At 56.6% G+C, this 26,401-nt stretch carries 27 protein-coding genes and 1 riboswitch; of the genes, 8 read left to right on the plus strand and 19 right to left on the minus strand.

The genetic code is table 11. The annotated features are described in order from the left end of the window. Positions 1 to 82 precede the first annotated feature (82 nt). From ACR0AM_RS10000 to ACR0AM_RS10020, 5 genes are all read left to right on the plus strand, one after another. Positions 83 to 1,249, plus strand: a complete 1,167-nt coding sequence (locus ACR0AM_RS10000) for an alpha-hydroxy acid oxidase (protein WP_480546307.1) — start codon at positions 83 to 85, stop codon at positions 1,247 to 1,249. A gap of 247 nt (positions 1,250 to 1,496) precedes the next feature. Continuing rightward, on the plus strand, positions 1,497 to 2,144 hold the full coding sequence (locus tag ACR0AM_RS10005) for a 50S ribosomal protein L25/general stress protein Ctc (protein WP_480622797.1): 648 nt from the start codon (positions 1,497 to 1,499) through the stop codon (positions 2,142 to 2,144). Between the two features lie 143 nt (positions 2,145 to 2,287). Continuing rightward, positions 2,288 to 2,968, plus strand: coding sequence for an aminoacyl-tRNA hydrolase (gene pth, locus ACR0AM_RS10010; protein WP_480476815.1), 681 nt, complete (start codon positions 2,288 to 2,290; stop codon positions 2,966 to 2,968). Positions 2,969 to 3,051: 83 nt separating this feature from the next. Beyond that, a complete protein-coding gene (locus ACR0AM_RS10015; protein ID WP_480605069.1) occupies positions 3,052 to 4,215 on the plus strand; it encodes a serine hydrolase domain-containing protein in 1,164 nt (387 codons plus the stop codon). Between the two features lie 9 nt (positions 4,216 to 4,224). After that, the gene (locus tag ACR0AM_RS10020) at positions 4,225 to 4,599 is read left to right on the plus strand and encodes a DUF2237 family protein (RefSeq protein WP_480494843.1); all 375 of its coding nucleotides are present in this window, start codon (positions 4,225 to 4,227) and stop codon (positions 4,597 to 4,599) included. A 28-nt stretch (positions 4,600 to 4,627) separates the two neighbouring features. Here the strand turns inward: ACR0AM_RS10020 and ACR0AM_RS10025 are convergent, their stop codons facing one another. The 7 genes from ACR0AM_RS10025 to rpsA form a co-directional block, all read right to left on the minus strand. Next, positions 4,628 to 5,830, minus strand: a complete 1,203-nt coding sequence (locus ACR0AM_RS10025; protein ID WP_480622798.1) for an autotransporter domain-containing protein — start codon at positions 5,828 to 5,830, stop codon at positions 4,628 to 4,630. A gap of 57 nt (positions 5,831 to 5,887) precedes the next feature. After that, positions 5,888 to 6,283 (minus strand): hypothetical protein, encoded by a 396-nt coding sequence (locus ACR0AM_RS10030; RefSeq protein WP_480622799.1) that lies wholly within the window; start codon positions 6,281 to 6,283, stop codon positions 5,888 to 5,890. A 697-nt stretch (positions 6,284 to 6,980) separates the two neighbouring features. Then, positions 6,981 to 8,228, minus strand: coding sequence for a tryptophan synthase subunit beta (gene trpB / locus ACR0AM_RS10035; RefSeq protein ID WP_480494847.1), 1,248 nt, complete (start codon positions 8,226 to 8,228; stop codon positions 6,981 to 6,983). A 98-nt stretch (positions 8,229 to 8,326) separates the two neighbouring features. Next, a complete protein-coding gene (locus ACR0AM_RS10040; protein ID WP_480622800.1) occupies positions 8,327 to 8,971 on the minus strand; it encodes a phosphoribosylanthranilate isomerase in 645 nt (214 codons plus the stop codon). A 5-nt stretch (positions 8,972 to 8,976) separates the two neighbouring features. Continuing rightward, a complete protein-coding gene (locus ACR0AM_RS10045; protein WP_209505811.1) occupies positions 8,977 to 9,327 on the minus strand; it encodes a lipopolysaccharide assembly protein LapA domain-containing protein in 351 nt (116 codons plus the stop codon). Positions 9,328 to 9,334: 7 nt separating this feature from the next. Further along, a complete protein-coding gene (gene ihfB, locus ACR0AM_RS10050) occupies positions 9,335 to 9,619 on the minus strand; it encodes an integration host factor subunit beta (RefSeq protein ID WP_480622801.1) in 285 nt (94 codons plus the stop codon). Positions 9,620 to 9,889: 270 nt separating this feature from the next. Continuing rightward, positions 9,890 to 11,566: a 30S ribosomal protein S1 gene (gene rpsA, locus ACR0AM_RS10055; RefSeq protein ID WP_480473784.1), complete on the minus strand. Its 1,677-nt coding sequence runs from the start codon at positions 11,564 to 11,566 to the stop codon at positions 9,890 to 9,892. 629 nt (positions 11,567 to 12,195) lie between these two features. Here rpsA and ACR0AM_RS10060 point away from each other — a divergent pair. Continuing rightward, complete coding sequence (locus tag ACR0AM_RS10060) at positions 12,196 to 12,672, plus strand: YHS domain-containing (seleno)protein (protein WP_480622802.1); 477 nt, start codon at positions 12,196 to 12,198, stop codon at positions 12,670 to 12,672. 24 nt (positions 12,673 to 12,696) lie between these two features. Here ACR0AM_RS10060 and cmk read toward each other — a convergent pair whose 3' ends face one another. The 10 genes from cmk to miaB all read right to left on the minus strand — a co-directional run bounded on the left by cmk (position 12,697) and on the right by miaB (position 23,178). Then, positions 12,697 to 13,314, minus strand: coding sequence for a (d)CMP kinase (gene cmk, locus ACR0AM_RS10065; protein ID WP_480622803.1), 618 nt, complete (start codon positions 13,312 to 13,314; stop codon positions 12,697 to 12,699). After that, a complete protein-coding gene (aroA, locus tag ACR0AM_RS10070) occupies positions 13,311 to 14,657 on the minus strand; it encodes a 3-phosphoshikimate 1-carboxyvinyltransferase (RefSeq protein WP_480622804.1) in 1,347 nt (448 codons plus the stop codon). The genes cmk and aroA overlap by 4 nt, the downstream gene beginning before the upstream one ends. 68 nt (positions 14,658 to 14,725) lie before the next feature. After that, complete coding sequence (gene trmB / locus ACR0AM_RS10075; RefSeq protein ID WP_480622805.1) at positions 14,726 to 15,436, minus strand: tRNA (guanosine(46)-N7)-methyltransferase TrmB; 711 nt, start codon at positions 15,434 to 15,436, stop codon at positions 14,726 to 14,728. 95 nt (positions 15,437 to 15,531) lie between these two features. Next, the gene (gene metK / locus ACR0AM_RS10080; protein WP_480622806.1) at positions 15,532 to 16,713 is read right to left on the minus strand and encodes a methionine adenosyltransferase; all 1,182 of its coding nucleotides are present in this window, start codon (positions 16,711 to 16,713) and stop codon (positions 15,532 to 15,534) included. A 5-nt stretch (positions 16,714 to 16,718) separates the two neighbouring features. Continuing rightward, positions 16,719 to 16,767: riboswitch (SAM-SAH riboswitch) on the minus strand. Positions 16,768 to 16,797: 30 nt separating this feature from the next. Beyond that, positions 16,798 to 18,312, minus strand: a complete 1,515-nt coding sequence (gene lnt / locus ACR0AM_RS10085) for an apolipoprotein N-acyltransferase (RefSeq protein WP_480622807.1) — start codon at positions 18,310 to 18,312, stop codon at positions 16,798 to 16,800. Beyond that, a complete protein-coding gene (locus ACR0AM_RS10090; RefSeq protein WP_480476819.1) occupies positions 18,309 to 19,196 on the minus strand; it encodes a hemolysin family protein in 888 nt (295 codons plus the stop codon). Before ACR0AM_RS10090 ends, lnt begins: the two co-directional genes overlap by 4 nt. Positions 19,197 to 19,231: 35 nt before the next feature. Next, the gene (gene ybeY / locus ACR0AM_RS10095; RefSeq protein WP_480473791.1) at positions 19,232 to 19,726 is read right to left on the minus strand and encodes an rRNA maturation RNase YbeY; all 495 of its coding nucleotides are present in this window, start codon (positions 19,724 to 19,726) and stop codon (positions 19,232 to 19,234) included. 36 nt (positions 19,727 to 19,762) lie between these two features. Continuing rightward, a complete protein-coding gene (locus ACR0AM_RS10100) occupies positions 19,763 to 20,785 on the minus strand; it encodes a PhoH family protein (protein WP_480494855.1) in 1,023 nt (340 codons plus the stop codon). Positions 20,786 to 20,921: 136 nt separating this feature from the next. Then, a complete protein-coding gene (locus ACR0AM_RS10105; protein ID WP_480622808.1) occupies positions 20,922 to 21,743 on the minus strand; it encodes an outer membrane protein in 822 nt (273 codons plus the stop codon). A 115-nt stretch (positions 21,744 to 21,858) separates the two neighbouring features. Continuing rightward, entirely contained in the window at positions 21,859 to 23,178 is a 1,320-nt protein-coding gene (gene miaB, locus ACR0AM_RS10110) for a tRNA (N6-isopentenyl adenosine(37)-C2)-methylthiotransferase MiaB (RefSeq protein WP_480518731.1), read from the minus strand. Between the two features lie 122 nt (positions 23,179 to 23,300). Here miaB and ACR0AM_RS10115 point away from each other — a divergent pair, with 122 nt between their 5' ends. Next, positions 23,301 to 24,164 (plus strand): hypothetical protein, encoded by an 864-nt coding sequence (locus tag ACR0AM_RS10115; RefSeq protein ID WP_480473795.1) that lies wholly within the window; start codon positions 23,301 to 23,303, stop codon positions 24,162 to 24,164. Positions 24,165 to 24,170: 6 nt separating this feature from the next. Here ACR0AM_RS10115 and ACR0AM_RS10120 read toward each other — a convergent pair whose 3' ends face one another. Continuing rightward, positions 24,171 to 24,968 carry a phytanoyl-CoA dioxygenase family protein gene (locus ACR0AM_RS10120; RefSeq protein ID WP_480484027.1) on the minus strand — a complete coding sequence of 266 codons (798 nt, stop codon included), beginning with the start codon at positions 24,966 to 24,968 and terminating at the stop codon, positions 24,171 to 24,173. A gap of 83 nt (positions 24,969 to 25,051) precedes the next feature. Between ACR0AM_RS10120 and ACR0AM_RS10125 the strand changes: the two genes are divergently transcribed. Then, the gene (locus tag ACR0AM_RS10125; RefSeq protein WP_480622809.1) at positions 25,052 to 25,975 is read left to right on the plus strand and encodes a LysR family transcriptional regulator; all 924 of its coding nucleotides are present in this window, start codon (positions 25,052 to 25,054) and stop codon (positions 25,973 to 25,975) included. Here ACR0AM_RS10125 and irrA read toward each other — a convergent pair. Next, positions 25,953 to 26,369, minus strand: a complete 417-nt coding sequence (irrA, locus tag ACR0AM_RS10130; protein ID WP_267366106.1) for an iron response transcriptional regulator IrrA — start codon at positions 26,367 to 26,369, stop codon at positions 25,953 to 25,955. The two genes, ACR0AM_RS10125 and irrA, sit on opposite strands and share 23 nt — an antisense overlap. Positions 26,370 to 26,401: the final 32 nt, after the last annotated feature.

Below are 26,401 nucleotides of genomic sequence, written 5' to 3' on the forward strand. Positions count from 1 at the left end.
CTTCACTGTGACGTCAAGACATTGCAGCCTTGGGAATGAATTGGTAAGGAAAACTAACCAAAGTGAGCGGAGCCCTGTTTTCATGCCTGTGATCACCAATATCGAAGACCTCAAACGCATATATGAACGCCGCGTGCCTCGTATGTTCTATGACTACGCCGAAAGCGGCAGCTGGACAGAACAGACCTTTCGCGACAACAGCACCGACTTCGAAAAAATTCGCCTGCGCCAAAGGGTTGCGGTCGACATGTCCGGTCGGTCGACAACTTCGCAAATGATCGGCGAAGACGTTTCAATGCCCGTGGCGCTTGCCCCGGTCGGGTTGACGGGGATGCAACATGCAGACGGAGAGATGAAGGCCGCCAAAGCCGCCGAGGAATTTGGTGTACCCTTTACGCTGTCCACCATGTCCATCAACTCGATCGAAGATGTGGCCGGGTATACCGACAAGCCATTCTGGTTCCAGCTTTATACAATGAAAGACACGGACTACATCAACCGCCTGATCCAGCGGGCAAAAGATGCCAGATGTTCCGCACTGGTGATCACGCTCGACCTGCAAATTCTGGGCCAACGGCACAAGGACCTGAAAAACGGTCTGTCGGCCCCGCCCAAACTGACGGCAAAAACCATCGCCAACCTGATGACCAAATGGGTATGGGGCATTGAAATGCTGCGGGCCCAGCGGCGCGAGTTCGGCAACATCGTGGGGCATGTGCATGGTATTTCGGACGCATCGTCATTGGGGGCCTGGACCGCAGAACAGTTCGACCCCAGCCTTGACTGGTCCAAGGTTGAAAAACTGATGGAGCAATGGGGCGGGAAAGTGATCCTCAAGGGCATCCTTGATGCAGAGGACGCAAGGATGGCCGCCAAGCTGGGTGCCGATGCAATTGTCGTGTCAAACCATGGTGGGCGTCAGCTTGACGGCGCGCTAAGCTCAATTCGTGTCCTGCCCGAGATCATGGATGCGGTCGGTGGCGATATCGAGGTGCATCTGGACAGCGGCATCCGGTCCGGGCAAGACGTGCTCAAAGCCTTGGCGCTTGGGGCCAAAGGGACCTATGTTGGCCGCGCGTTTGTGTATGGTCTGGGTGCCATGGGTCAGAAAGGTGTCACCACGGCGCTTGAGCTGATCCAGAGGGAGCTTGACACTACAATGGCGCTTTGTGGTGAGAAAAACGTGGCCGCGTTGGGGCGTCACAATCTACTGATACCTGAAAACTTCGGGGGCCGCTGGCAAGCGTAACCGGTCAAACAGGGGGGCTCTGCCCCCGACGCCCGTTCCGGGCGCCTCCCCCGGGATATTTTTGGCCAGATGAAGCTGGGGATCCTTCATCCGTCCGCCAGATCGACACTCCGGGATAGGCGGTGGAACCCAGCTGAACGCATGGCAAGATTACCTCTTTCCAAATCGGGTGAATCAAGCTAAGGACGCGGCTTCACGCGGGTATACAGCCTTGGAGGATGCCCGCCCTAACATTGGAGAATATATCATGGCTGGTGAGATTCCTGATCTCGTAGCTCTGGAACGGACGGGGACAGGCAAGGGCGCCGCTCGTCAGGCACGCCGCGACGGCATGGTTCCGGGCATCGTATTTGGTGGTGACAAAGATCCGTTGCCAATCCAGATCCCGTTCAACGTCCTGTTCAAGCGCCTGAAAGCGGGCCGGTTCAAGTCGACTTTGTGGAACCTGAAAATTGAAGGCCACGATGACGTGCGCGTCATCTGCCGCGACGTTCAGCGTGATGTCGTCAAAGACCTGCCGACCCATCTGGACCTGATGCGCCTGCGCCGGACCACCAAGATCGCGTTGTTCATCCCCGTTGAGTTCATCAATGAAGGGGTGGCCCCAGGCATCAAAAAGGGTGGCGTTCTGACCGTTGTCCGCCCGGAAGTCGAACTGATCTGCACCGCCGGTGACATTCCTGAAAAGATCACTGTTGATCTGACCGGTCTGAACATCAATGACGTCGTGACCATTTCGTCGGTTGAACTGCCTGAGGGCACCAAACCGACCATCGATCGTGACTTTGTGATTGCCAACATCTCGGCGCCGACTGGTCTGTCCACCAGCGACGACGATGAAGATGGTGAAGTTGCAGCCGATGAAGTCGAAGTTGTCAGAAAAGAAGAAGAATAAGTCTGGAACAATGTTTCCGACTTTGAAGCGGGGCTCGGGTGAGCCCCGTTTTTTTTTGCGGGTTCAGTCATCAGGCCTGACTGGATTTCCTGGCAATTTCCGGGCATGAAATGGCTTTGGAGCTACAGAGGCAAAACGGAAACATGAAGCTGTTTGTTGGATTGGGAAACCCGGGCCAGAAATATGCCCGGAACCGGCACAATATCGGGTTCATGGCCCTGGACCGGATCGCAGAGGATCACGGGTTTGGCCCCTGGAAATCGAAGTTTCAGGGCGAGATTTCGGAAGGTCGACTTGGCACCGAGAAAGTCCTGCTGTTGAAACCGCAAACCTACATGAACCGTTCGGGTCAATCCGTCGGCGAGGCGATGCGGTTTTACAAGCTCGACTCCACCGACGTTGTTGTGTTCCATGACGAGCTGGACCTTGCTCCGGGCAAGCTGCGTGTCAAGGCAGGGGGCGGGCACGCCGGGCACAACGGTCTGCGCTCGATCCATGAGCATATCGGGGCGGCTTATGATCGCGTGCGCCTTGGGATCGGGCATCCGGGCCGCAAGGAAATGGTGTCGGGATATGTCCTGAACGACTTTGCAAAATCCGAAGCCGAATGGCTGGACGACGTTCTTCGGGGTGTTTCGGACGGAGCACCCTACCTGGCACAGGACGAGGGCGGCAAGTTCATGAATGCGGTTGCATTGCGAACTGCCCCGCCGCGATCATCAAAGACCGCTGCCCCAAAAACCGACACACCTTCTATAGCCGCACCCGACGCCGCGGACGACGACCGATCGGCGATGCAGAAGCTTTTGGACAAATTCAGGTAGCACGTCGGCCTCTTTCCGTTACGTAGAGGTTGCGGAATGTGATCTCCCGCGTTCCAATACCGCTCAACTAGGGAGGCAATGCGATGAAATCCATCTTGAAGTGGGTGCTGCGCATCGTGCTGGCGCTGGTTCTGGCCGCCACTGCCGTCGGTCTGTGGAAACGCGAAGAGTTGCAGCGCCTTTTAGCCGTAAACTCTTTATTTTCTGAAGAGAAGATCGTTCACAATTTCTCGCACATGGACGAAGCTTTTCTAACCGTGAACCTGCCGCGTGGCGACGCACCTACCTGGGACCTGCCTTATGGCGAAGGGTTCGAGCTGCCGGAGGGAACCGACAGTTGGATCGATGAACGCGCGGTCACGTCGTTGCTGGTTATGCAGGACGGCAAAATCAGGTTCGAGGAATATTATCTTGGAACCGGGTCTGATGACCGGAGGATTTCCTGGTCGGTCGCCAAAAGCTATCTTTCGGCGCTTTTCGGTATCCTGCTGCAAGAGGGTGCAATCGGGTCGTTGGATGACCCGGTTGTCAAATATGCGCCCAAACTGAAGGGCAGCGCGTATGAGGCTGCATCGATCCGCAACGTGCTGAACATGGCAAGCGGCGTGACGTTTGATGAAGATTATCTCGACCCAAATTCCGACATCAATCGGATGGGGCGTGTGGTTGCGCTGGGTGGTGAGTTGGACGATTTCGCAGCCTCGCTGCGGGACAGCTTTGCGACGCCGGGTGAAACCTGGCAATACGTGTCGATCGACACCCATGTTCTGGGCATGGTGATACGCGGTGCGACCGGGCGGAACGTGGCAGACCTTCTGACAGAAAAGATACTTCAACCGTTGGGGCTGGAGCGGGACGGATACTACATCACTGATGGTGCAGGGGTCGCTTTTGTTTTGGGTGGCCTCAACTTCACCACGCGTGATTTCGCCCGGTTCGGACAAATGATCCTTCAGGACGGCATCGCGAACGGAAAGCAACTGGTTCCTGCCGAATGGATTTTCGAAGCCACCCAACCCAGCGCACCGACCGCACAAGGAGAGATCGGGTACGGGTATCAATGGTGGATTCCCCGCGGCGCACATGAAGGAGAGTTTCTGGCCCGCGGTGTCTATGGTCAGTACATCTATTTCAACCAGCCCAGGGGCGTTCTGATTGTGACAACTGGTGCAGACAGGCTGTTCCGTGAACCCGGCGTAAATGATCTTAACATCGAAATGTTCCGCAAGATTGCGGAAAGTCTGTAAGATGCCATTATGCAGAAACAAGACAGTGTAAATGTACTGGGTGGCTTTTTGGCCCCTTGCTCACGCGACCCTTTGACAGGGTTTTTCCGGGATGGCGCGTGCAATACCTGCCCCGAGGATCAGGGTAGTCACACAGTCTGCGCCGTGATGACAGCCGAATTTCTGGCGTTCTCAAAATATGTGGGTAATGATCTGAGCACGGCACGGCCCGAATTCGGCTTTCCCGGCCTTCGCCCAGGTGACAGCTGGTGTTTATGTGCAAGCCGGTTTTTGCAAGCTCATGACGAAGGATGTGCGCCACAGGTTCATCTGGAGGCGACACATCAACGCGCGCTTGAAATCGTACCGCTCGACATTCTGCTCCAAAACAAGGCGAAGACCTGACGGACTCCCAAAATAGCACACGGCGGATTCAGAATGCCATTTGCCAGATCAGGCTGACACTGTAGTTTTCAAATCCGCTTTCACCGATACCATCATAGAACAGATTTGCGGCCAGAAGGCTGTCGTTTTCCAGTCGGTAGTCAAAACCCAGATCAGCGCGTGCACGTGCCGTATCCCCTATCGGTGTCACGCCAGGAACAGTGCCTGTGCCGGATGTTGTGCTCCAAATACCAGATAGACCACCGGTCAGCATCATCTGACCGCGCGACACTTGGATTGGATGGCTGAAATCCATGCCCAACCGTGCGGTGGTCAGGCTGAAATCCTGCTGCGGAATCAGGTTGCCCAGACTATCAGTATAAGTCTCCTGATTGTCGCTGGCATAGCTGATGTCCAGCAACGGCATAAGCGTCAGGTTCCCGCGCTTCATCTCTCCGGTTACGCGCGACTGGATCAGCCAGCGCTCGCTATCGAAACTGTCGGTATAGGTGCCCAGCGGGGAAATATCGTTATCGGCCTGACCGTACAGAACGCGCCCCTCGAAAAACACCGGCTGGCTAGGTAGTTTTGCGACGACATAAGGCCCGACCAGCCACCCTGTGCCATCCACGCTGGCCGGGCCGTTTTCGGTTTCGGCATAGTCGATCTGCAACATGGCGCCGATCAGAAGGTTCGAGTTCACCCAGCCATGCGCCCCCACCACGGCCAAGGCATAAGAACTGTCGTAATCGTTTTGCGAGCTCCAGTTACCGGACAGATTGAACCAGACCGGTTGAGTTGGATCACTTGCAAATTTCAGATACCCCGATCCTTGCGTCACTGATGAGTCCAACACACCTGATCCCGATTGCTGAAGAAACTGCGTCAGCTCTGGCTGATTGGTCACAAGGCTGTTGGCCCGGGCGTTCTGAAAGGCCTGCACCAGTCGCTGTGTATCCGTTACGCCCTGTTGTGTGCTGACCCTGTTGGATGCAAGATTCAGGTTCCCGGCGGCATCAGAAAAAACGCCAGCGGGAATAAACAGCTCAATTGTACCGTTAATTTGCGCAGTCAACGTTGCGACATAATTGGTTCCGGACCCTGTCAGGGTGGCTGAAGCATTGGTAACCGACAAGTCGCCCACTGTGAAATCTGTACTGGGTTCACTAAGTGTGATCACCGCTTGGAACGTACCGTTGCCGATTGTTGTCAGTGCACCGATTGAGGCCGTCGGCTGCGTCGTGTCGGCCAAAGTCCGCGTGTTGATAATCTGGGTATTCGTGACGCCGGACAGCGCGATTTCATAAAGTTAAAGCGGCCCTCCGACGGTTTCGCGCGCGGTGAACATGACCCCAAGATAGCCATCAGTGGCGTAAGTGGAGTCCGCTCCGTTCTGGCTGAGTATCGTCGCGCCAATATACCCCAGATTGGCCAATCCTGCCGGCGTTATCGAAGGTTGAGTCAAAACACCATTGTTGAAATAGAACGATCCTCCGGGGCCTTCTCCCGAAACGCCCAAAGACATAAACGCTGTCGCAGTGCCTTGGAGATTGGAAAAGAAAATCTGCCCGCCGTTAGGTGTTGCGACTGTCTGGGACGGAAAGGACGGGTTGCCAAATGCCAGACCCTCTTTGACGCTTCCCATCAAAAGCGCGGAAACCAGAAGACAGAGACATGACAGCCTCGTGATTGCGGACCAAACCATATTACCTCCTACAGCACCGCGTGGGTGCCAAACACCAGAGTGCCCGGGGTCAAAATCACATCCCAAGCAGCGTCATCCTTGCCCCGTCTTCGCAGAGACATCCCCAGAACCGGCGGCAAATCGCCGGTTAATGAGAAGTTAATTCAATTGGAAGACGCTGTATAGAACGCTGCGAGATTCAACTGGGACGTGCGGACTACTCAGTGTTGTTGGAACAACCGGGTTTTGACCTGAACCAACTCGCAGACAGCTTGAAACACCCAATTTTTACTGTGTCGTCGCGTGGAGAAAGAACCGTGAGACAGGCTGCGCTGGAAATTCGTCTGCAAAGACAGAAGGGACATAATCGCTGACAGTTCAGCAGTTTTACAACAGTATGGCTCCAGTTGCTACACTGACCACCATTTGGAAACCTTCAGGCACAAGTTGAACAGGGTGATATCGCTTGTGGACGATTCTATGCACGGGCTCCACCGGGTCCAAAAGGATCGCTTGCGAGGGCGAGCACGCGTGAAAAAACGGAGGCCATGCCAGGGCAGGAACAACATCCGGCTGCGCCCGGCAAAACAGCAATCAGATTCGAAAGCCATTTCAAAGGGGCATTACAATCACGGGTGGACCGAAGGGTTTTCCCCGCTGCTTGTTCGATCAAGATTGTCAACCGGGGCATATAGCCCCGGTGCGGTCCCGGTTGAAATCACCCTGCAGTGCGGCCTTCGGTGTCTGACATATCGAAGTTCAGATATTTTGCGACGGTCTGAACATCTTTGTCACCGCGTCCACACATGTTCATGCAGATCAGATGGTCCTTGGGCAACTCGGGCGCGATCTTCATGACATGCGCCAAGGCGTGACTGGGTTCCAGCGCCGGAATGATACCCTCGGTGGCACAGCACAGCTGGAATGCCTCAAGCGCTTCCTTGTCGGTAATCGAGACGTAAGTCGCGCGACCGACCTCATGCAACCAGGAATGCTCGGGGCCGATACCCGGATAGTCCAGACCGGCCGAGATCGAATAGCCTTCCAGAATCTGCCCGTCATCATCCTGCAACAGATAGGTCCGGTTGCCATGCAGCACACCCGGACGACCGCCTGTCAGCGAGGCACAATGCTCCATCTTTTCGTTTACACCTTTACCGCCAGCCTCAACACCGATGATGTTGACGGCCTTGTCATCAAGGAAAGGATAGAACAGGCCCATCGCGTTCGAGCCGCCACCGATAGCCGCAATGATCGTATCCGGCAGGCGGCCTTCGGCCTTCATCATCTGCTCTTTCGCTTCCTTGCCAATGATCGACTGGAAATCACGCACCATCGCCGGGTATGGGTGCGGACCGGCCACTGTTCCGATGCAGTAGAACGTATCGCGCACATTGGTCACCCAGTCGCGCAGCGCGTCATTCATCGCGTCCTTCAGCGTACCACGACCCGAAGTGACCGGGATCACCTCGGCCCCCAGCAAGCGCATACGAAACACGTTCGGGGCCTGACGTTGCACGTCATGGGCACCCATATAAACGATGCATTTCAGACCAAATTTCGCACAGACCGTGGCTGTCGCGACACCGTGCTGCCCTGCCCCCGTCTCGGCAATGATCCGGGTCTTGCCCATGCGTCGCGCCAGAATGATCTGGCCCAGCACGTTGTTGATCTTGTGTGCGCCGGTGTGGTTCAGCTCATCGCGTTTCAGATAGATCTTCGCCCCGCCCAGATGCTCGGTCAGGCGTTCCGCAAAATACAGAGGCGAGGGGCGGCCCACATAGTTGGCCCACAGATCATCCATCTCGGCCCAGAAAGTCGGATCATCCTTGGCTTTGTCATATTCCTCTTCCAGTGACAGGATCAGCGGCATCAGCGTTTCGCTGACAAAACGCCCGCCGAATATGCCAAAGCGCCCTTGCTCGTCAGGGCCGGACATGAAGGAATTGAAAAGATCGTTGGCCATGGGTGTCTCCCTCGTCGTACCTGACTGTCATAGGTGGTCGTCGCGGGATTTGCCATGGCAAAACGCACCATATTGCCCCCTTGCGGAGGCAAACAAAATCAGCGTGTCGCGTCAATAAATGCCTGTATCAGTCCCGCGTCCTTTACGCCCGGCGCGCTTTCAACACCCGACGCCACATCGACTTGCCGCGCACCAGTCATGCGGATCGCCTCAGCGACATTGTCCGGGTTGAGACCACCGGACAACATCCACGGCCTGCGCCAGTATTTGCGACCTGCCAGCAGCCGCCAGTCAAAAGGAAGACCGTTGCCTCCGGGAAGTTCCGAATTCTTCGGCGGCTTTGCATCGATCAGAAGCTGGTCTGCAACTTCGGAATACAGATCAATCGCTGCCAAGTCCTCGGCCTCCGCCACACCGATCGCCTTGATGACGGGCAAGCCATAGCGCTGCTTGACCTCTGCCACACGCTCGGGGCACTCTCCGCCGTGAAGCTGCAACATATCCAGCGGAACCCCAGCGACAATCTCATCAAGCTGCGCGTCCGAGAAATTCACGGCCAGAGCGACCTTGGCAACGCCGACTGGTACTTCGGCGGCCAAGGCCGCGGCTTGCGGTATTGGTGCGTAACGGGGCGATTTGGGAAAAAAGTTGAACCCGACATAGCGCGCGCCGGCTTCAATCGCAGCACGCACATGTTCTGATGCGGTCAAACCGCAGATTTTAACGGATACATCGGTAGACATAAGCCTCAGCTGGCCTCGTCGAGTAGGGCCAGAATATCATCCTTACCCTCGTTCTGCTTTTTCTTGAGCTTCTTGACTTCGCGTTCAAGCTTGCGGACCTCGCCCTTTTTCACGGTCGCATCGCGGCGGTGTTTATGTTCCCGCAGCCATTCCCACATGAAACCGATGATCAAACCGGCGACAACGCCACCGAGAACGACCAGAAAAAGCGGTAAAGAGGTACTGACGTTAAAGCCCAGAAGCTCGGCCAGAGCATCGGGCATCAGTTTCAGTTCAACAGACTGAACATTCGCCAAGGACACGGAAATCAGAACGATCCCGAGAGTCCCAAGAAAAGCATATCGAAGGTAACGCATCATGAGGTCAGGCTTTACCGTTCAAACGATCCCTGAGCAACTTGCCAGTTTTGAAAAATGGTACACATTTTTCCTCGACCTGAACGGTTTCACCGGTACGGGGGTTGCGCCCTACGCGGGCATCCCGCTTTTTCACCGAAAACGCGCCAAAGCCACGCAGTTCGACCCGGTCGCCGCGCGCCATGGCATCGGTGACTCCTTCGAACACGGTGTTCACAATCCGCTCGACATCACGCTGATAGAGATGCGGGTTTTCGTCAGCGATTTTCTGAATCAGTTCTGAACGGATCATTCGAGATACCCTCCCAGGCAGCCGGTGTGACAGGTCTACTGTTTTGACAGTATAGGAAAAAACCCAGAACGGGGGAACGGATACTCTGCGTGTTGAGGCCTTATTTTGCCATATTCTCACGCGAAATTTTGCCCGACAGGCCGATTTACACACTTCAAGCGCGAACATTATCGAGTTTTAGCAGTGTGTTTGGAACATGTTGATTCGCAACAAAAACGGCCCCGCACTTCCATGCGAGGCCGTAAATCATACTTGGGATGCGCCCCGGGCTTAGTCGCCCGACTTCAGCGCTGCACCCAGAATGTCGCCCAGCGACGCGCCCGAGTCGGAAGAACCGTACTGTTCCACGGCTTCTTTCTCTTCTGCGATCTCGCGTGCCTTGATCGACAGGCCCAGACGGCGGGTCTTGCTGTCAACGTTGGTTACGCGGACATCAACCTTGTCACCGACCGAAAAACGCTCGGGGCGCTGTTCGGAACGGTCACGCGACAGATCGGAACGGCGGATGAACGACTTCATGCCTTCGTACTCGACCTCGATGCCGCCATCTTCGATTGCGGTCACTTCGACAGTGATGACCGAGCCACGCTTCACGCCGCCAACGGCTTCTGCGAACTTGTCACCACCCAGAGCTTTGATCGACAGCGAGATACGTTCTTTTTCGACATCCACTTCCGAGACAACGGCCGAAACCATGTCGCCTTTGCGGTAGTTCTGGATTGCATCCTCGCCACGTTCGTCCCAGGACAGGTCCGACAGGTGAACCATGCCGTCGATGTCGCCCTCGAGGCCAATGAACAAACCAAATTCGGTGATGTTCTTGACTTCGCCTTCGACCTCGGTGCCCTCGGGGTGTGTTTCTGCAAACACTTCCCATGGGTTGCGCTGAGTCTGTTTCAGGCCCAGAGACACGCGGCGTTTGGCGCCGTCGATTTCCAGAACCATGACGTCGACTTCCTGGCTGGTCGAGACGATCTTGCCGGGGTGGACGTTTTTCTTGGTCCAGGACATCTCGGACACGTGCACCAGACCTTCGACACCGGCTTCCAGTTCGACGAATGCGCCGTAGTCGGTGATGTTGGTGACGCGACCCTGATGGACCGAGCCCAGCGGGTACTTGGCGGCAACCAGATCCCACGGATCTTCCTGAAGCTGCTTCATGCCCAGGCTGATGCGGTGGGTGTCTTTGTTGATCTTGATGACCTGAACCTTGATGGTTTCGCCGATCGTCAGGATCTCGGACGGATGGTTTACACGGCGCCATGCCATGTCAGTGACGTGCAGCAGGCCATCAACGCCGCCCAGGTCAACAAATGCACCGTATTCGGTGATGTTCTTGACGACGCCCTCGACGTTCTGACCTTCGGTCAGGTTGCCGATGACTTCGGCGCGCTGTTCGGCACGCGATTCTTCCAGGATTGCGCGGCGCGACACAACGATGTTGCCACGGCGGCGGTCCATTTTCAGAATCTGGAACGGCTGCTTCAGACCCATCAGCGGGCCTGCGTCGCGTACGGGGCGTACGTCAACCTGCGAACCGGGCAGGAACGCAACTGCGCCACCCAGATCGACGGTGAAGCCACCTTTGACGCGGCCAAAGATTGCACCATCGACACGCTGGTCGTCGGCATATGCTTTTTCCAGACGATCCCATGCCTCTTCGCGGCGGGCCATCTCGCGCGAGATGACGGCTTCGCCACGGGCGTTTTCTGCGGCACGCAGGTAAACTTCGACCTCGTCGCCGACAGCGATTTCAGGGGCTTCGCCGGGATTTGCGAATTCTTTCAGATCAACGCGGCCTTCCATTTTATAGCCGACGTCGATGATGGCTTGACCGGCTTCAATCGCCAGGATCTTGCCTTTGACAACAGAACCCTCTTCGGGCGTGTCCATTTCGAAGCTTTCGTTCAGGAGGGCTTCGAATTCCTCCATGGATGTGTTAGCCATGTGGCGTTCATTTCCTTTACAGTACGTTTTTGCTGGCCGAGCGGTTGTCTCCGCCGGTCTTGTTTCATGACGTCTTCAGGCGTGATCCGGTGCGCCCCGAGCAAACAAACACAAAGGGCCGAGGTAACCCGGCCCTGCTCAGAAACGTCATCCGGACGTTGACCGCCCTTGTATCGACAGCGCGCGTATAGGCTGAATCTTGAACCGGTGCAAGTGCAAAGCCTATGGTGCGCGGCAGCGCGCGCAGGAACTCCTGCCTAGCGCTGATCCCCAATGCAAGATGGCAACCTGAATGATAGCAGGTTCTGACTGAAAAAGTCTGCATGGTCCGCGGTAGGTTCTTGCCCGAAGGAATCTTGGTAACGGGAACCGAACCACGCGGCTAAGCCTCAGCATGCAACGCAAAGGTGATATGTCTCAACTTTTCGCGCGTCACGCGGCGCCCGGCTTTCTGCGTCACAGGATGGATGGTGGAGAATTGGAGAGTGAACGCCAACCATTCGTCTGTTTGTACGATCTGCAAGATTTGGTGACGTATCTGAGATTAAACGTTCCGTGTCCTTTCCCTAATTTAGCTTTATCGGTCGACAAAGAGGTCGACCCGAAACCAGAACCAAAAGGAAAATATCATGAAATCTCTCATCTTTGCCGCCATGGCGACTGCAATTGCCCTGTCCACCCCGGCCTTTGCTGCTGACGAAATCAACGTGTCCAACGGCATTTCAGCCGCTGGTGCGCCGCTGGCCGCACATGGGGTTGATCTGGTTGCATTGGTCAATGATGGCAACCCGGTCGAAGGCTTCGCCACTCACTCGTCAACTTATGACGGAGCCTCCTATTATTTCACGTCCGCCGCGAACCGTGAAGCGTTCGAGGCAAACCCTGCTGCATACCTGCCGCAGCATGGTGGCTTCTGTTCATTCGGCGTATCGGTCGGCAAGAAGTTTGACGGTGACCCGGATCAGTACCTTGTCGCAGACGGAAAACTGTTTCTGTTCCTCAACGCGGAAACCCGGGCAGCCTTTTTGAAAGACGTTGTCGCCACCGCAAAGACGGCGGATGACCAATGGGCGAATATCAAAAGCGTCGCCGTGGGCGAGCTGTAAGACCCGCCCCGTTTGCCCGCTGCGTTAACGCGTCGCGGGCAGTTTTGCGTTGATCACCTCAAGGGCTTTGGCCAACGCCGCCTCGATACTCAAATCAGTGGTGTCCAACCGCACGGCATCCTCAGCCGGTTTCATCGGAGCGGTGCTGCGCTCAGCATCTCGCGCGTCCCGTTCTCTGACATCTGCCAAAACCTGTTCACGGGTTACGTCAGCGCCTTTTGCACTTAGCTCCAGGAAGCGTCGCTCCGCGCGCACTTCAGCACTGGCTGTTACAAACAGCTTCACTTCGGCATTCGGACAAATCACCGTGCCGATATCACGACCGTCCAGAACGGCCCCACCTGCCCTGCGGGAAAAAGCGCGCTGAAAATTGACCAAGGCTGCACGAACTTCCGGACGAACCGCCACTTTGGAAGCTGCCTGCGCAATCTCGGCGGTGCGCAGGTCGCCTTGTTCAAGTTCTTCCGCTGTCAGGGCCTGTGCGGCCTCAAGCGCGTCAACCCCTTCCAGGGTCCGCCTTCCGACAGCGCGATACAGCAAGCCCGTGTCCAGATGGGCAAAGCCGAAATGCGCCGCCACAGCCTTGGATATCGTGCCCTTGCCCGCAGCCGCTGGTCCGTCAATGGCAACCGTGAAACTCACGTGCGCTGTACCTTTGCGCCCAGCGACGCCATCAGTGGTTCAAAGATCGGGAACGACGTTGCAATCGGGCCACCATCATCCACGCTTACGGGATTCTGCGCCCCCATACCCATCACCATGAACGACATGGCAATGCGGTGATCCAGAAAGCTTTCGCAGGTGCCGCCGCCCGGAACGTTGCCGATGCCCAGCCCTTCGACCGACCACCAGTCGTCACCTTCAGCGACTGTCACCCCGTTGGCGCGCAGGCCACGGGCCATGGCGTCAATCCGGTCGCTTTCCTTCACGCGCAGCTCTTTCACGCCGCCCATCATCGTTGTGCCTGTGGCATTTGCAGCCACCACAGACAGAACCGGGTATTCATCAATCATCGAGGCGGCACGCTCGGAAGGAACGTTGATGCCTTTCATGTTGGGCGAGTACTTGGCGCGCAAATCGGCAACCGGCTCGCCCCCTTCTTCGCGTTCGTTTTCATAGGTCAGATCAGCGCCCATCTCGCGCAAGGTTGTAAAAAGGCCCGCGCGTGTGGGGTTCAAACCGATCCCCGGCACCAAAACATCCGATCCAGGTGTGATCAATGCCGCGCAAACCGGAAAAGCCGCGCTGGACGGATCGCGCGGTACAGCGATGACCTGTGGCTTCAGCTCCGGGCGACCGGTCAGAGTGATAACACGGCCCTCGTCGGTATCCTCGACCGTGATTTCGGCACCAAATCCAGCCAGCATCCGTTCGGAATGGTCACGCGTAGCCTCTTTCTCGATCACAACGGTCTTTCCGGGGGCATTCAGACCCGCCAAAAGTACGGCGGATTTCACCTGCGCCGACGGCACAGGAACTTCGTATCGCACAGGGGTCGGGTCCGCAGCGCCGACGATGGTCATCGGCAAGCGCCCGCCGGATCGCCCAACCGATTGTGCCCCAAACAGGGCCAGAGGGTCAGTCACCCGCGCCATGGGGCGTTTGTTCAGACTGGCATCACCGGTAAAGGTCGCCGTGATCGGAGAGGTCGCCATCGCCCCCATGATCAGCCGCACACCGGTTCCCGAGTTGCCACAGTCGATCACCTGACCCGGTTCGGCGAAGCCACCGACACCCACGCCGTGCACTGTCCATTCCCCGTTTCCGTGCTCTGTGACCTCAGCGCCGAAGGCACGCATCGCCTTTGCGGTATCCAGTACGTCTTCGCCTTCCAGCAAACCCGAAATCCTGGTTTCACCCACGGCCATCGCACCAAGGATCAGCGACCGGTGCGAAATCGACTTGTCGCCGGGCACCTCGGCCGTGCCGGTCAGCGGGCCGCAGGGATGCGAGGTCATCGGGATGGGCGTGCCGTGTCCGGACATGAGGGCTCCTTTTGCGCTATCAGTGCTCAAGCCGATTAGCGAATTGACGCCCGTTGGTCCAGCGGCAATCAGCCTTTGCGTCGGAAGGTCAGGTAGTGAGGTGTCCGACCCTCGCGCAGCGCCTTCTGTTCGTATCGCGTGGAGATCCAGTCGCCCCACGGCTCGCGCCAGTCAGAAGGGCGTTCGGCCAGCCATTCAAACCCGGCGCGCGGAACCTCTTCCAAGGTCTGACGCACATAATCGGGAATGTCAGTTGCAACCCGGAAGATCGCCCCGGGTTTCAGCACTTTCGCCAGCGGTTCAAGATGTTCCTGGGTTACAAATCGACGGCGATGATGCCGCGTTTTGGGCCATGGGTCGGGATAGAGAAGGAACGCGCGCGAAATTCTGGCCTCTGGCAGCACGTCGAACAGATCGCGCACATCGCCGGGGTGCACGGCAAGGTTTTCAACACCTGCCTGACGGATTCTGCCCAGCAGCATGGCAACACCGTTGATGTATGGCTCGGCCCCGATGATGCCAATGTCAGGATTGTTTTGCGCCTGGTGCACCAGATGCTCACCACCGCCGAAGCCAATTTCCAACCAGACCGGCTTGCCGCCGAAAAGATCGTTCAGGTCCAGCGGCTTGCGTTCGGGATTCGAGGCCCAGTCCACGACGCCAGGCGACAAGGCGGCCAGATCTTCGTTCAGATAGGTCTTTTGACTGGGCTTCAGGGTCTTGCCCTTGAAGCGGCCATAAAAGTTTCTGCGCGGGCGTTGTGGGATCTCGGTGCTCATGGCGGTGGCCATACTGCGCAGTGGAGTACGTTGCAAGGGCGTGCACCGCCCCAAAGAAAAGCGCGCCCCTGAAGGCGCACTTTGGATTTTTCAGATCAAACTGCGGATTTCAGCGCGTCGACCAGATCAGTGCGTTCCCAGCTAAAACCGCCATCCGCATCCGGTTCGCGGCCAAAGTGACCGTAAGCCGCTGTACGCTGGTAGATCGGCTTGTTCAGCTGAAGGTGCTGACGAATGCCGCGGGGTGTCAGATCCATGACCTCACCAACTGCTTTTTCGATCGCCGCATCTGCAACCTGGCCCGTGCCATGCGTGTCTGCATAGATCGAAAGCGGCTTCGATACGCCAATGGCATAGCTCAACTGAATGGTGCAGCGCTCGGCCATACCGGCGGCTACAACGTTTTTCGCCAGATAGCGCGCGGCATAGGCCGCCGAACGGTCAACCTTGGTCGGGTCTTTGCCCGAGAATGCGCCGCCACCATGCGGGGCTGCGCCACCATAGGTATCCACGATGATCTTACGACCGGTCAGACCAGCGTCGCCATCCGGCCCGCCAATAACGAATTTTCCGGTCGGGTTGACGTGCCATTCGGTATCAGCTGACAACCAGCCTTCGGGCAGAGTTTCACGGATATAAGGTTCAACGATGGCGCGGATATCATCTGACGTCAGCGCCTCGTCCAGATGCTGCGTCGACAGAACGATCGAGCTGACGCCGACCGGTTTGCCGTCTTGATAAACGACCGACAATTGAGATTTCGCATCCGGCCCCAGTGCAGGCTCGGTGCCGTTCTTGCGCACTTCGGCCAGACGCCGCAGGATTGCATGCGAATACTGGATCGGTGCAGGCATAAGTGCTGGCGTCTCGGTTGTCGCAAAGCCGAACATTATACCCTGGTCGCCAGCGCCTTCGTCCTTGTTGTCCGCGGCATCCACGCCCTGCGCGATATGGGCGGATTGTTCGTGCAGAAGGTTTGTCACCTCGACGGTTTCGTGGTGGAATTTGTCCTGCTCATATCCGATATCTTTCACGCACTTGCGCGCGATCTCTTCGATGCGGCCCATGTAGTCGTGCAGTTTGTCCTTGTCCGACAGACCAACTTCGCCACCGATAACGATGCGGTTGGTCGTGGCAAAGGTTTCGCAGGCCACGCGCGCCTCAGGCTCTTCATTCAGAAATGCATCAAGGACAGCATCTGAGATACGGTCACAGACCTTATCCGGATGCCCTTCAGAAACGGATTCCGAAGTAAAAGTATAGTTCTGTCGGGACATAAATGTGCTCCATTAAGGTTTCTCCGCCACGCCAGGAAGCCGTTGTGACAGACCACAGACGCATACGCTTGCCCAAAGTTGGGGTCAATCTCTAATTGCCCGGTTGCCGCGGGTACCAAACAGCGCCATCGCCAGAATAAACAGTAAGACAACAACGATCGGACTGTCCCCGATACGTGCATAAGCCGTGCGACGGTGTGGTTGCGGCAGCACGGCGTCCACATATCCAGCCTCACCCAGAGCCAACGACGCAGTCAAACGACCCAATGGGTCAATCATGGCCGATATACCGGTATTGGCCGAACGGATCATCGGTATGCCCTGCTCAATTGCCCTCATCCGGGCTTGCACCAGGTGTTGAAACGGTCCCGACCGTGTTCCAAACCAGGCGTCATTTGTGATTTGCAGCAAGAAATCAGCCCGACCCGGCGCACCGTTCACATCTTGCGGGAAGACGGCTTCGTAGCAAATCAGTGGCAACGCCTTTCCCAGCTTGCCGAGGTCCAACAGGGCGGGGCCCGGCCCCGCGCTGAACCCGTGCCCGGTTGTGGCAGCCAGACCACTGACCCCGAAACGCCCCATCAGGTCACCCAAGGGGACGTATTCACCGAAAGGCGCCAAGTGGTGTTTGTCGTACAACCCTGCCTGACGCCCGGTTTCATCCAGATAGACCAGCGAGTTGAAGATTCTCGGGCCTTCTGCGCGCTGAATCCCCAATATCACCGGCACACCCTGCGCGGCATCCGCAACAGTTGACAGAAACGGTTGTGCGCTACCTAACCAAGCTGGAACTGCGGTCTCGGGCCAGACAATCAGGTCGGGTCTGGGAAAGGCTGCGGTATATTCAACCTGACGCGCGAAAAACAAAGGCGCATATGCCGGATCCCATTTTTGGTGCTGAGGGGCATTCGGCTGGACCACGCGAACCAGATGCGAACCGTCCTGAACGACGGGTCGCGTCAACCCGTAGGCAATCGCCATCGCTGCCATCACGCCGGTACAACCCAGGGTCCGCACCAAACCGTTCAAGGGTTTATCCTGCACCAATGCCGCGCCAATTGGGAATGTTGCGGCAAAGGTCAGCGCATTCAACCCATACGGCCCGACCAGAGACAGCATCTGCGCCACTGGCGTGTCCACCCAGATTTGCGCGACCCCAGCCCATGGAAAGCCGGTCAACACATATCCCCGCACCACTTCGGCCAGGGACAAAACTGCAACCAGTAATATGCCCTGACGAACGGGCGTGGCACCAATTCTGCGCGACAGGCCAAAGGCGGCAGCCCAGAACAAGGCCAGTCCGCCCGCTAAGAACACCAACGCAAACGGGGCCATCCAGGCATGGCGTTCAGCATCTACCTGAAACGGCTCAATGATCCAGCCAAGGGCATGGGCAAAATAGCCGGTCGCGAAGGCCCAGCCGACCCATGCCGCCCGGCCTCGGGTTTCGCTGGCAAGGAAGATCGGCACAATCAGGACCAGAGCCAAAACGGTTGCGCCCCAATACAGATGAGGTGCCTGACCAAACGCGCCTACACCGCCAAGGGCGGCAGCGACCAACAATCTCAATGATAATGGCCAGCCCCGTACTGGGGTCATGCAGCAACGTCCGGCAGCATGACGCGCAGCCGTTTGATACGGCGTGGATCGGCTTCGATCACTTCGAATTCCGGACCCTCTGGATGAATGACAACTTCACCCCGCGCCGGAACGCGGCCGGAGAGCATAAACACAAGCCCGCCCAGAGTATCGATTTCCTCTTCGTCGACGTCTTCATGACTGGTCAGAGACCGGCCAATCTCGGCCTCGAAATCTTCGAGCGGCACACGCGCCTGCACCACATAACATCCGGGCTTTTCCTGCACCCAAAGCTGGTCTTCATCCGCATCGTGCTCGTCAGCGATTTCGCCGACGACCTGCTCGATCAGGTCTTCGATCGTGAGCAGTCCATCAACGCCGCCATATTCATCAATCACCAATGCCATGTGACGCCGCTCGGTTTGCATCTTGGTCAACAAGACGCCGATTGGCATGGATGGCGGCACGAACAATAGCGTCCGCAGCATCGAGGTCAGATCAAACTCTTTGCCGCCACCGTTGAAACCGTGGGTCAGGGCAAAATCCTTGAGATGAACAAAACCAAGCGGTGTATCCAAGGTTCCCTCATAGACAGGAATCCTTGACATACCACTGCTCCGGAAAACATCCGCCAGTTCATCTTTTGTGATCGTTGAAGGTACCGAAACGATTTCAGCGGTAGGGATGGCAACATCCTCAACGCGCATCCGGCGCAGGTTAATCATCCCGCGTGGCTGCGCCACAGCCGCGTTTTGTCCGTTCACCGTCTGGTCCGGTTGAGTATCATCGCTCGAAAACACTTCGAGGATTCGAGAAAACAGACCGGTTTTCTCTTCCGTTTCAGTACTGCTGTCCTGAGGTTGCGCGCTTTGCGCCGCCCTAGAACTGCCTTCTATATCGCCCATTACCTTGTTCCAACTGATCGGGTCTTGAACCCACATTATACCTTATATGGGTCATCAATACCCAATTTGCCAAGTATCTTGACCTCAATCCCTTCCATCAAGGTGGCATCGGGGTCACGAATGTGATCATAACCCAGCAAATGCAACGTTCCGTGAACAAGCAAATGGGTCACATGGTCACTCATTGCCTTGTTGGCCTCGGCCGCCTCGCGGGCACAAGTGTCATAGGAAATCGCAATATCGCCCAGAACAATCTCGCCAGTAAAATCCGGCTCTGGCAGGCGTGGTGATTGCCCTGGCTCATCCGGAGCCAGGTCTTCCGCAGGCCAGCTCAGCACATTGGTGGGCGTCGGTTTACCGCGAAATTCTGCGTTCAGTTCTGAAATCCGCGCATCGTTGCATCCCAATATACTGACTTCGCACTGCTCCGGGGCCAATCCGCAATGGGTCAGAACGGCGTTAATCGCCTTTTGTGACAAGACCTCAAGATCTTGCCACCTTTCGTCTTCGAAAATGAGTTCCAGGGTCATCTTACCGCGTAACAGCCTCGTTAGCGGGCTATGTGTTCACGTGGTTTCACGGCCCGCATCGGCCTCATACGCCTCGATGATCGCAGCGACAAGCGGGTGACGCACCACGTCTTTCGAGGTGAAGTAGTTGAAGCTGATATTCGGGATTGTTTTCAACAACCTCTCAGCATCCGCCAAGCCCGATTGAACGCCACGCGGCAAATCGACCTGTGACCGGTCGCCAGTTATGACCATGCGGCTTCCTTCGCCCAGACGGGTCAGGAACATCTTCATCTGCATCGTGGTGGCGTTTTGCGCTTCATCCAGAACTACAAATGCGTTGGCCAGCGTACGACCGCGCATAAAGGCCAGCGGAGCGATTTCGATTCGTTTTTCTTCGATCAGCTTGGCCAACTGTTTTCCGGGCAGAAAATCGTTCAGCGCGTCATAAAGCGGCTGCATGTAAGGGTCGACCTTGTCCTTCATGTCACCCGGCAGATAGCCCAGTTTTTCGCCCGCCTCGACCGCCGGACGGCTCAGGATGATTCGGTCCACATGCCCGCCGATGAACATCGAAACCCCGACCGCCACCGCCAGATAGGTCTTACCCGTCCCCGCCGGACCAATTCCAAAGGCCAGCTCATTCTTGAACAGTGACTGGACATAGGCTTTCTGGGCGTCGGTGCGCGGTTCAACCAGCTTCTTGCGGGTCTTGATCTCAACCGAACCGCCCTTGAACATCTCAAGCTGATCGCCATCGCGGCTACCGGTTCCCTGTTCCGAAACACCCATCCGCAACTCGCGATCGACGTCTGCGGCCTCAACCTCGCGCCCACCTTCAAGCCGAGTGTAAAGCGATTGAAGCACCTCAACCGCCTGTTTCTGAGCATCTTCATCGCCCATCACAACAAGCTGATTGCCGCGGCGTACAATCTGGACCGAAAGCTTGGTTTCGATCTCAGCCAGATTGCGGTCATATTCACCGCACAGGTCAATCAGCAATCGGTTGTCGGGAAATTCTACGAACGCCTCGTGTTGGGGCATTTCATCTTGCGGTGGGGTCAGGGCACCGATGGCCAATCCGCTCTCCTGTCTTGGCTGTTCACCCCGAGCGTAGACAACAAATCTTGGTAGGCGCAAGCCACAGTTTAAAAAATAAATGCTGAGATGTCATAACAGCCGATTTAACGGTGATTGGTTGCCGATTGGATGAACATCAGAAGGTGTAATTCAGCCCGAATCTTAATCCGCTGTATTTTGGTGTGGACTTTGTGGAGAAGCCAGAACTGAACTGGATGTCTTTTGATTGGAACTGGACATATTCATATTCGCCCGTAATCGACCAATTGTCGGACAACCTATGCTCGGCCCCTATGCTTGCCGAATAGCCGTTCCGCCGATCTGACACCGGGAAATTCTGAACCGAGGTGGCCGATGCAATACTGTTGGTTGTTTCCACATCGCCCCACAGATATCCGACGCTAAAAAAATACAGAATTCGTCCGCTGCGGTTCGTCAGACCATTGCGAAATCGGACTGCAAGAACATCCGATATCTTTGTTCCGCCCTGCACATTGACGCTGCCGATCCGCCTGCTGACAGTGTCGTCAAGAGATCCGAATTCATACCCGATTTCGAAGCCGTAGACATAGTCGCGCCCTTCCCTTGTAGGTAAAACGCCACGCCAGCCGCCCCGGACCCCCCCGTATGCTCCCGACAAATCCTGATCACCGATATCAAACTGTCCGCCGGGTGTTGTCAGGCCAAATCGATCGTCCCCACCAGCGCCATAACCACCAGTAAGCCCCAGATAAAAAGCACTGACATCGCTGCTGAATCTTTTCGGGCTGACCACTTCCGGATCGCTTATCTCACCTTTCAAATCACCGGCAATGGATGCGCTGGCAATCAGTGTAACAGCGGCAGTTAGTGTCAGCGTTTTCAACCTGCTCAGGCTCGTAAAGCTATTGAAAGTCGTCACTCGTACCTCCCTCATCCCGTTTTCCGGGACCGGCATATTGCCGATTTGCAGGCGCAAATCCTTGCGCCCCGAAAACCATGGCTCCTCTCGGAGCATAGTTCCAAGCAATAAATCAAGGGTAAATTTTGGAAACAAACACCAACTATGGTGTCCGGGAGGTGTAAACACCGATCTACAGCAACTCACCGGCCAGAGAATTCGCCCCCGACGCAGTGATCCGGACCTCTCTCAAGTCACCCGTGGCGATCTCTGGTCCTTTTACGTGCACCGAATGCAGGTATTCGGACTTTCCAACCATCTGTTCGGGCAGGCGACCCGGTTTCTCGAAAAGAACGCGGACTGTGCGTCCAACCATACCGTCCTGAATTTCCCGCTGATGACGCGTGATCAAGGCCTGAAGCCGCTGCAACCGTTCATCTGACACTGCCGGATCAACCTGGGCTCGTTCAGCCGCTGGGGTTCCCGGACGTGTGGAGTATTTGAAGGAATAGGCGTAGCCGTATTTGACCTCTTCGACCAAATCCATCGTGGCCTGAAAATCATCTTCGGTTTCTTCGGGGAAACCAACGATGAAGTCTCCCGACATCACGATATCAGGCCGCGCCGCGCGAATGCGTTCGACCAGCCGCAGATAGCTTTCCGCCGTATGGCTGCGGTTCATCCGCTTGAGGATACGGTCCGAACCCGACTGAACCGGCAAGTGTAGATAGGGCATCAGCTTGTCACAGGTGCCATGCGCCTCGATCAGGTCGTCGGCCATGTCGTTCGGGTGCGAGGTCGTAAAGCGGATGCGTTCCAGCCCGTCGACCTTGTTCAATTCCCAGATCAAGCCGGCAAGTGTCATGTCACCATTTGCCCCGGCACCGTGATAGGCGTTGACGTTTTGGCCCAGCAACGTGATCTCGCGCACCCCGCGCTCGACCAGATCATTGGCTTCGCGGATGATGCGATCCGCTGGACGGCTGACTTCAGCACCGCGCGTATAAGGAACCACGCAGAAGGCGCAGAATTTATCACAGCCCTCCTGAACAGTCAGAAACGCCGTCGGGCCGCGCTTGGCCTTGGGGCGGTTTTTCAGTTTTTCGAACTTGTCCTCTTCGGGGAAATCCGTGTCCAGCGCCTTTTCGCCCGCTCGGGTCTTTGCCTCCATCTCGGGCAGGCGGTGATAGCTTTGCGGACCGACCACCAGATCAACCAGCGGCTGGCGGCGCATGATCTCTTCGCCTTCAGCCTGAGCGACACAGCCCGCCACGCCGATTTTCAAATCAGGCTTCTCGGCCTTCAGACCCTTGAAGCGCCCCAGTTCGGAATACACTTTCTCTGCCGCTTTCTCGCGGATGTGGCAGGTGTTCAGAAGGATCATATCCGCATCTTCGGGGGTCTGGGTTTCAACATAACCCTGCCCGCCCAGCGCCTCGGACATGCGTTCGCTGTCATAGACATTCATCTGACAGCCATAGGTCTTGATAAACAGCTTCTTCGGTTCGGACATGAGACGGGCCTTTGCATTCGCTGGACCGGCGTCGTCTATCTGCTTCGAACGCCGCTTGCAATGCGGGCGCAATTACCCGAATTTGGCGGAACTTTCCAGCAAGACAAAACCGAAAACAGCCGATGCAATACGATTCCCTCGACCATTTCCTGAAAGCCGGGCAGCCCGCAATGGCGCAAGGCCCCGTTGCGATGGTCTTTGCCGAGGACGAGGTCGAGTTGGAAAGCACTCTGCATCACCATCTGAAGCTAGGGTTCAAATCCGTTATCGCCTTCATGCCTCAGGAGTTCCGACTAGAGCCCGCGTTGACCGACCGAGTGCATCGGGTCACCTTGAAATGCGTTCCCCGAACGGTGGTTTTCGATACCCTGAACAGAATAATTCAGGCCGCACCCGGCATCTGGATGTATTACTGCTATAACGCCGAATACCTGTTCTTTCCGTTTTGCGAAACGCGCAGCATTGGCGAAATGCTGGCCTTTCACAGCGAAGAACGCCGCAATGCGATGCTGAGCTACGTCATCGACCTTTATGCCGAGGACCTGACCGCTTTTCCCAACGGTGTCGCCCCCGAACAGGCTTTGTTCGACAAAACGGGTTACTATGCCCAATCACGCCACGACCCTGATGGCCAACCACTGGACCGTCAGGTGGACCTGTCAGGTGGCTTGCGCTGGCGGTTCGAGGATCACATTCCCTATGAACGCCGTCGCATCGACCGCATCGCCCTGTTCAAGGCGCAAAAGGGCCTGATCCTGAAATCCGACCACACGTTCAATGAGCCGGAATACAATACCTATTCCTGCCCATGGCATCACAACGTGACCGCGGCTATCTGTTCCTTCCGCGCCGCGAAGGCGCTCAAAACAAATGCCGGGTCGACTTTTGACATTCCAAGTTTTAGCTGGCGCAACTCCGTGCCTTTTGAATGGCACTCGCGGCAGCTGCTGGATCTGGGCCTGATCGAATCAGGCCAATGGTTCTGAAGCGCCTCAGCGCTGAAACAGGACCGGAAACCAGTCTTCTCGCAGACGCTGCCCCGGCGTCATGTCATGGCCGGGAAACGGTGGAGAGGTTCTGCCTGGACGCTCTACATACCTTGCGTCATCGCCGACCAGCCGCAGAGAAAAGGCGCGGCGACGGCTGTCCGAGTGGTTTCCTCGCGCACCGTGAAGGGTGCGATAATTGAAGGCAACGGCGTCACCGGGGTCCATTTCGAATTCGACGACCTTCATGCCCTCGGCATCCGGGTCCGGCACGGGGATGTACTGGCCTTCATCCGGGAAAAAACCTTCCTCAGAAACCCAGCGGGTTGGCAGCACCTCTTTCTCCCACCGGTGAGAGCCCGCGACACAGCGCAACGTCGCCTGCCTGACCGGATCCAGCGGAGACCAGAAGCTGATGGTTTGCTGACCCTCAACGAAGTAATATGGGCCATCCTGATGCCAGGGCGTGGCCATGGATGTCCCGGGCTCTTTTACCAATACGTGGTCGTGAAACACCTGAACACTTTTCGACTGCATCAGGTCCGCTGCGACCTCGGCCGCGGGCGAGTTTTCGATCACCTCGCGGAACTGCAGGATGCGGGTCCAGTTGCAATAATCGTCAAAGAACAGACCCGTTTGACCCTCTTTCTTGTTTTCTGATGCATACGGGCCAGGCTCTGCCATATTCGCGGCAATGCCGTCGCGCAGTTGATCCACATAATCTGCAAACAGCCCTTTGATCAGAACGACGCCATCATCCTGATACGTTGTGATCATCTCTTGAGTTACAAGCGGGTGAGGCATCCGGGTCTCCATTCGTTTTCCAATCTTTTGCGTTGAAGGAGTGTTCTGTTCAAATCATATCTTTCGAAGTTATAATTAACTTTATGTTATACATTTCACTGCGTCAGTACGAATATGTTTGCGCGGTCGGGCGCCACGGCAGCCTGTCCGCAGCCGCACAATACCTGAATGTATCGCAACCGGCCCTGTCCACAGCCCTGACGCGTGTCGAAGCACATTTGGGACACCCGCTGTTTATCCGCCGCCGAGGCTCGGCCATGGCGCTGACGCCTCAGGGGAGAAAATTCATCGATCAGGCCGAGACCCTTCTGAAAGACGCAGCCCAAATCGAGTCATCAGAAACACCGTCGCCGGGCACGACACGTCTAAGACTGGGGTGTTTTACGGACCTCGCCCCCTTCCTGCTGGCACCCGCCCTGCACCATTTGCGCGATGCTTTTCCAAACATCGCTATCACTTACTTTGCTGCGTCCTTTGAAGGGCTGCTGAACAGATTGATTGATGGCCAGATCGATATTGCCATCACTTACGAGCTGACAATGGATGCGGGGTTCACACGAGCAAAACTGTTCGACAGTCGGCCAAAGGCCCTTATGCCCCCGGATCATCTATTGGCGACAGCGGGCACGGTCTCACTGGCTGACTTGGCTGCTCACCCGTTGATCCTGTCAACAGAAGGCTGGTCGGCACAACACATCCTCAGTCTCTTTCGGCGCAACGGTCTGCACCCGACTGTCGCACATAGGGCAGCATCGATCGAGATTCAGCGCAGTCTTGCCGCCCATGGCGAAGGGATCGGGATCAGCTATACCAGCCCGCTCAACGCGGTCAGTTATGACAACAGACGTCTTGTCAGTGTTCCGATCAGCAATCAGGACGCAACTGAATCCGTTGTTCTTGCGCGCCACGGAACAGGGCCCGCTGACGCGACCATTGATCAGGTTGAACGTTTGTTATTGGCGAGTTTGAACGGCGGTGTTGGCGCTACTTTTTGCGCAGGCGAATGACAACGTCAACCGAGGCAATCTCGACCCCTTCGGGCGCTTCGGGCAGGCGCTGGATCACCAATTGGTCCGATGGCGCATCACTCAGGCGTGCCTCGTCTTCCCAATAAAAATGAGGGTGATCATGCGTGTTCGTGTCGAAATAGCTTTTTGACCCGTCCACAGTGATTTCCTGCAGAACGCCGGCGTCGCAAAACGCGCGCAGGGTATTGTAAACCGTCGCCAGTGATACAGCGTCACCATTCGCCTTGGCCGATTCAAACAGGCTCTCGGCGGTAACGTGACGATGGCGGCCATCGCCCACTAAAAGCTCGGCCAACGCCACACGCTGACGCGTCGGACGCAGGCCAGCGTTCACCAGCCAACCCGTAGCTATATCGCCGCTCTGCGGTGTCATTGATCCAATACCCATAGTGACTTCCATTATAT

The organism is Ruegeria sp. AD9, assembly GCF_056542305.1.

Coding starts and splice junctions, on each gene's coding strand:
- irrA (WP_267366106.1), bottom strand. CDS start 26,369: ATGACACCGCAGAGCGGCGATATAGCTACGGGTTGGCTGGTGAACGCT.
- metK (WP_480622806.1), bottom strand. CDS start 16,713: ATGTCCCGACAGAACTATACTTTTACTTCGGAATCCGTTTCTGAAGGG.
- ybeY (WP_480473791.1), bottom strand. CDS start 19,726: ATGACCCTGGAACTCATTTTCGAAGACGAAAGGTGGCAAGATCTTGAG.
- ACR0AM_RS10015 (WP_480605069.1), top strand. CDS start 3,052: ATGAAATCCATCTTGAAGTGGGTGCTGCGCATCGTGCTGGCGCTGGTT.
- rpsA (WP_480473784.1), bottom strand. CDS start 11,566: ATGGCTAACACATCCATGGAGGAATTCGAAGCCCTCCTGAACGAAAGC.
- ACR0AM_RS10120 (WP_480484027.1), bottom strand. CDS start 24,968: ATGCCTCACCCGCTTGTAACTCAAGAGATGATCACAACGTATCAGGAT.
- ACR0AM_RS10045 (WP_209505811.1), bottom strand. CDS start 9,327: ATGCGTTACCTTCGATATGCTTTTCTTGGGACTCTCGGGATCGTTCTG.
- ACR0AM_RS10090 (WP_480476819.1), bottom strand. CDS start 19,196: ATGGGCGATATAGAAGGCAGTTCTAGGGCGGCGCAAAGCGCGCAACCT.
- ACR0AM_RS10125 (WP_480622809.1), top strand. CDS start 25,052: ATGTTATACATTTCACTGCGTCAGTACGAATATGTTTGCGCGGTCGGG.
- ACR0AM_RS10115 (WP_480473795.1), top strand. CDS start 23,301: ATGCAATACGATTCCCTCGACCATTTCCTGAAAGCCGGGCAGCCCGCA.
- ACR0AM_RS10030 (WP_480622799.1), bottom strand. CDS start 6,283: ATGGTTTGGTCCGCAATCACGAGGCTGTCATGTCTCTGTCTTCTGGTT.
- ACR0AM_RS10000 (WP_480546307.1), top strand. CDS start 83: ATGCCTGTGATCACCAATATCGAAGACCTCAAACGCATATATGAACGC.
- trpB (WP_480494847.1), bottom strand. CDS start 8,228: ATGGCCAACGATCTTTTCAATTCCTTCATGTCCGGCCCTGACGAGCAA.
- ACR0AM_RS10060 (WP_480622802.1), top strand. CDS start 12,196: ATGAAATCTCTCATCTTTGCCGCCATGGCGACTGCAATTGCCCTGTCC.
- pth (WP_480476815.1), top strand. CDS start 2,288: ATGAAGCTGTTTGTTGGATTGGGAAACCCGGGCCAGAAATATGCCCGG.
- ihfB (WP_480622801.1), bottom strand. CDS start 9,619: ATGATCCGTTCAGAACTGATTCAGAAAATCGCTGACGAAAACCCGCAT.
- miaB (WP_480518731.1), bottom strand. CDS start 23,178: ATGTCCGAACCGAAGAAGCTGTTTATCAAGACCTATGGCTGTCAGATG.
- aroA (WP_480622804.1), bottom strand. CDS start 14,657: ATGTCCGGACACGGCACGCCCATCCCGATGACCTCGCATCCCTGCGGC.
- ACR0AM_RS10020 (WP_480494843.1), top strand. CDS start 4,225: ATGCAGAAACAAGACAGTGTAAATGTACTGGGTGGCTTTTTGGCCCCT.
- trmB (WP_480622805.1), bottom strand. CDS start 15,436: ATGAGCACCGAGATCCCACAACGCCCGCGCAGAAACTTTTATGGCCGC.
- ACR0AM_RS10040 (WP_480622800.1), bottom strand. CDS start 8,971: ATGTCTACCGATGTATCCGTTAAAATCTGCGGTTTGACCGCATCAGAA.
- ACR0AM_RS10005 (WP_480622797.1), top strand. CDS start 1,497: ATGGCTGGTGAGATTCCTGATCTCGTAGCTCTGGAACGGACGGGGACA.
- lnt (WP_480622807.1), bottom strand. CDS start 18,312: ATGACCCCAGTACGGGGCTGGCCATTATCATTGAGATTGTTGGTCGCT.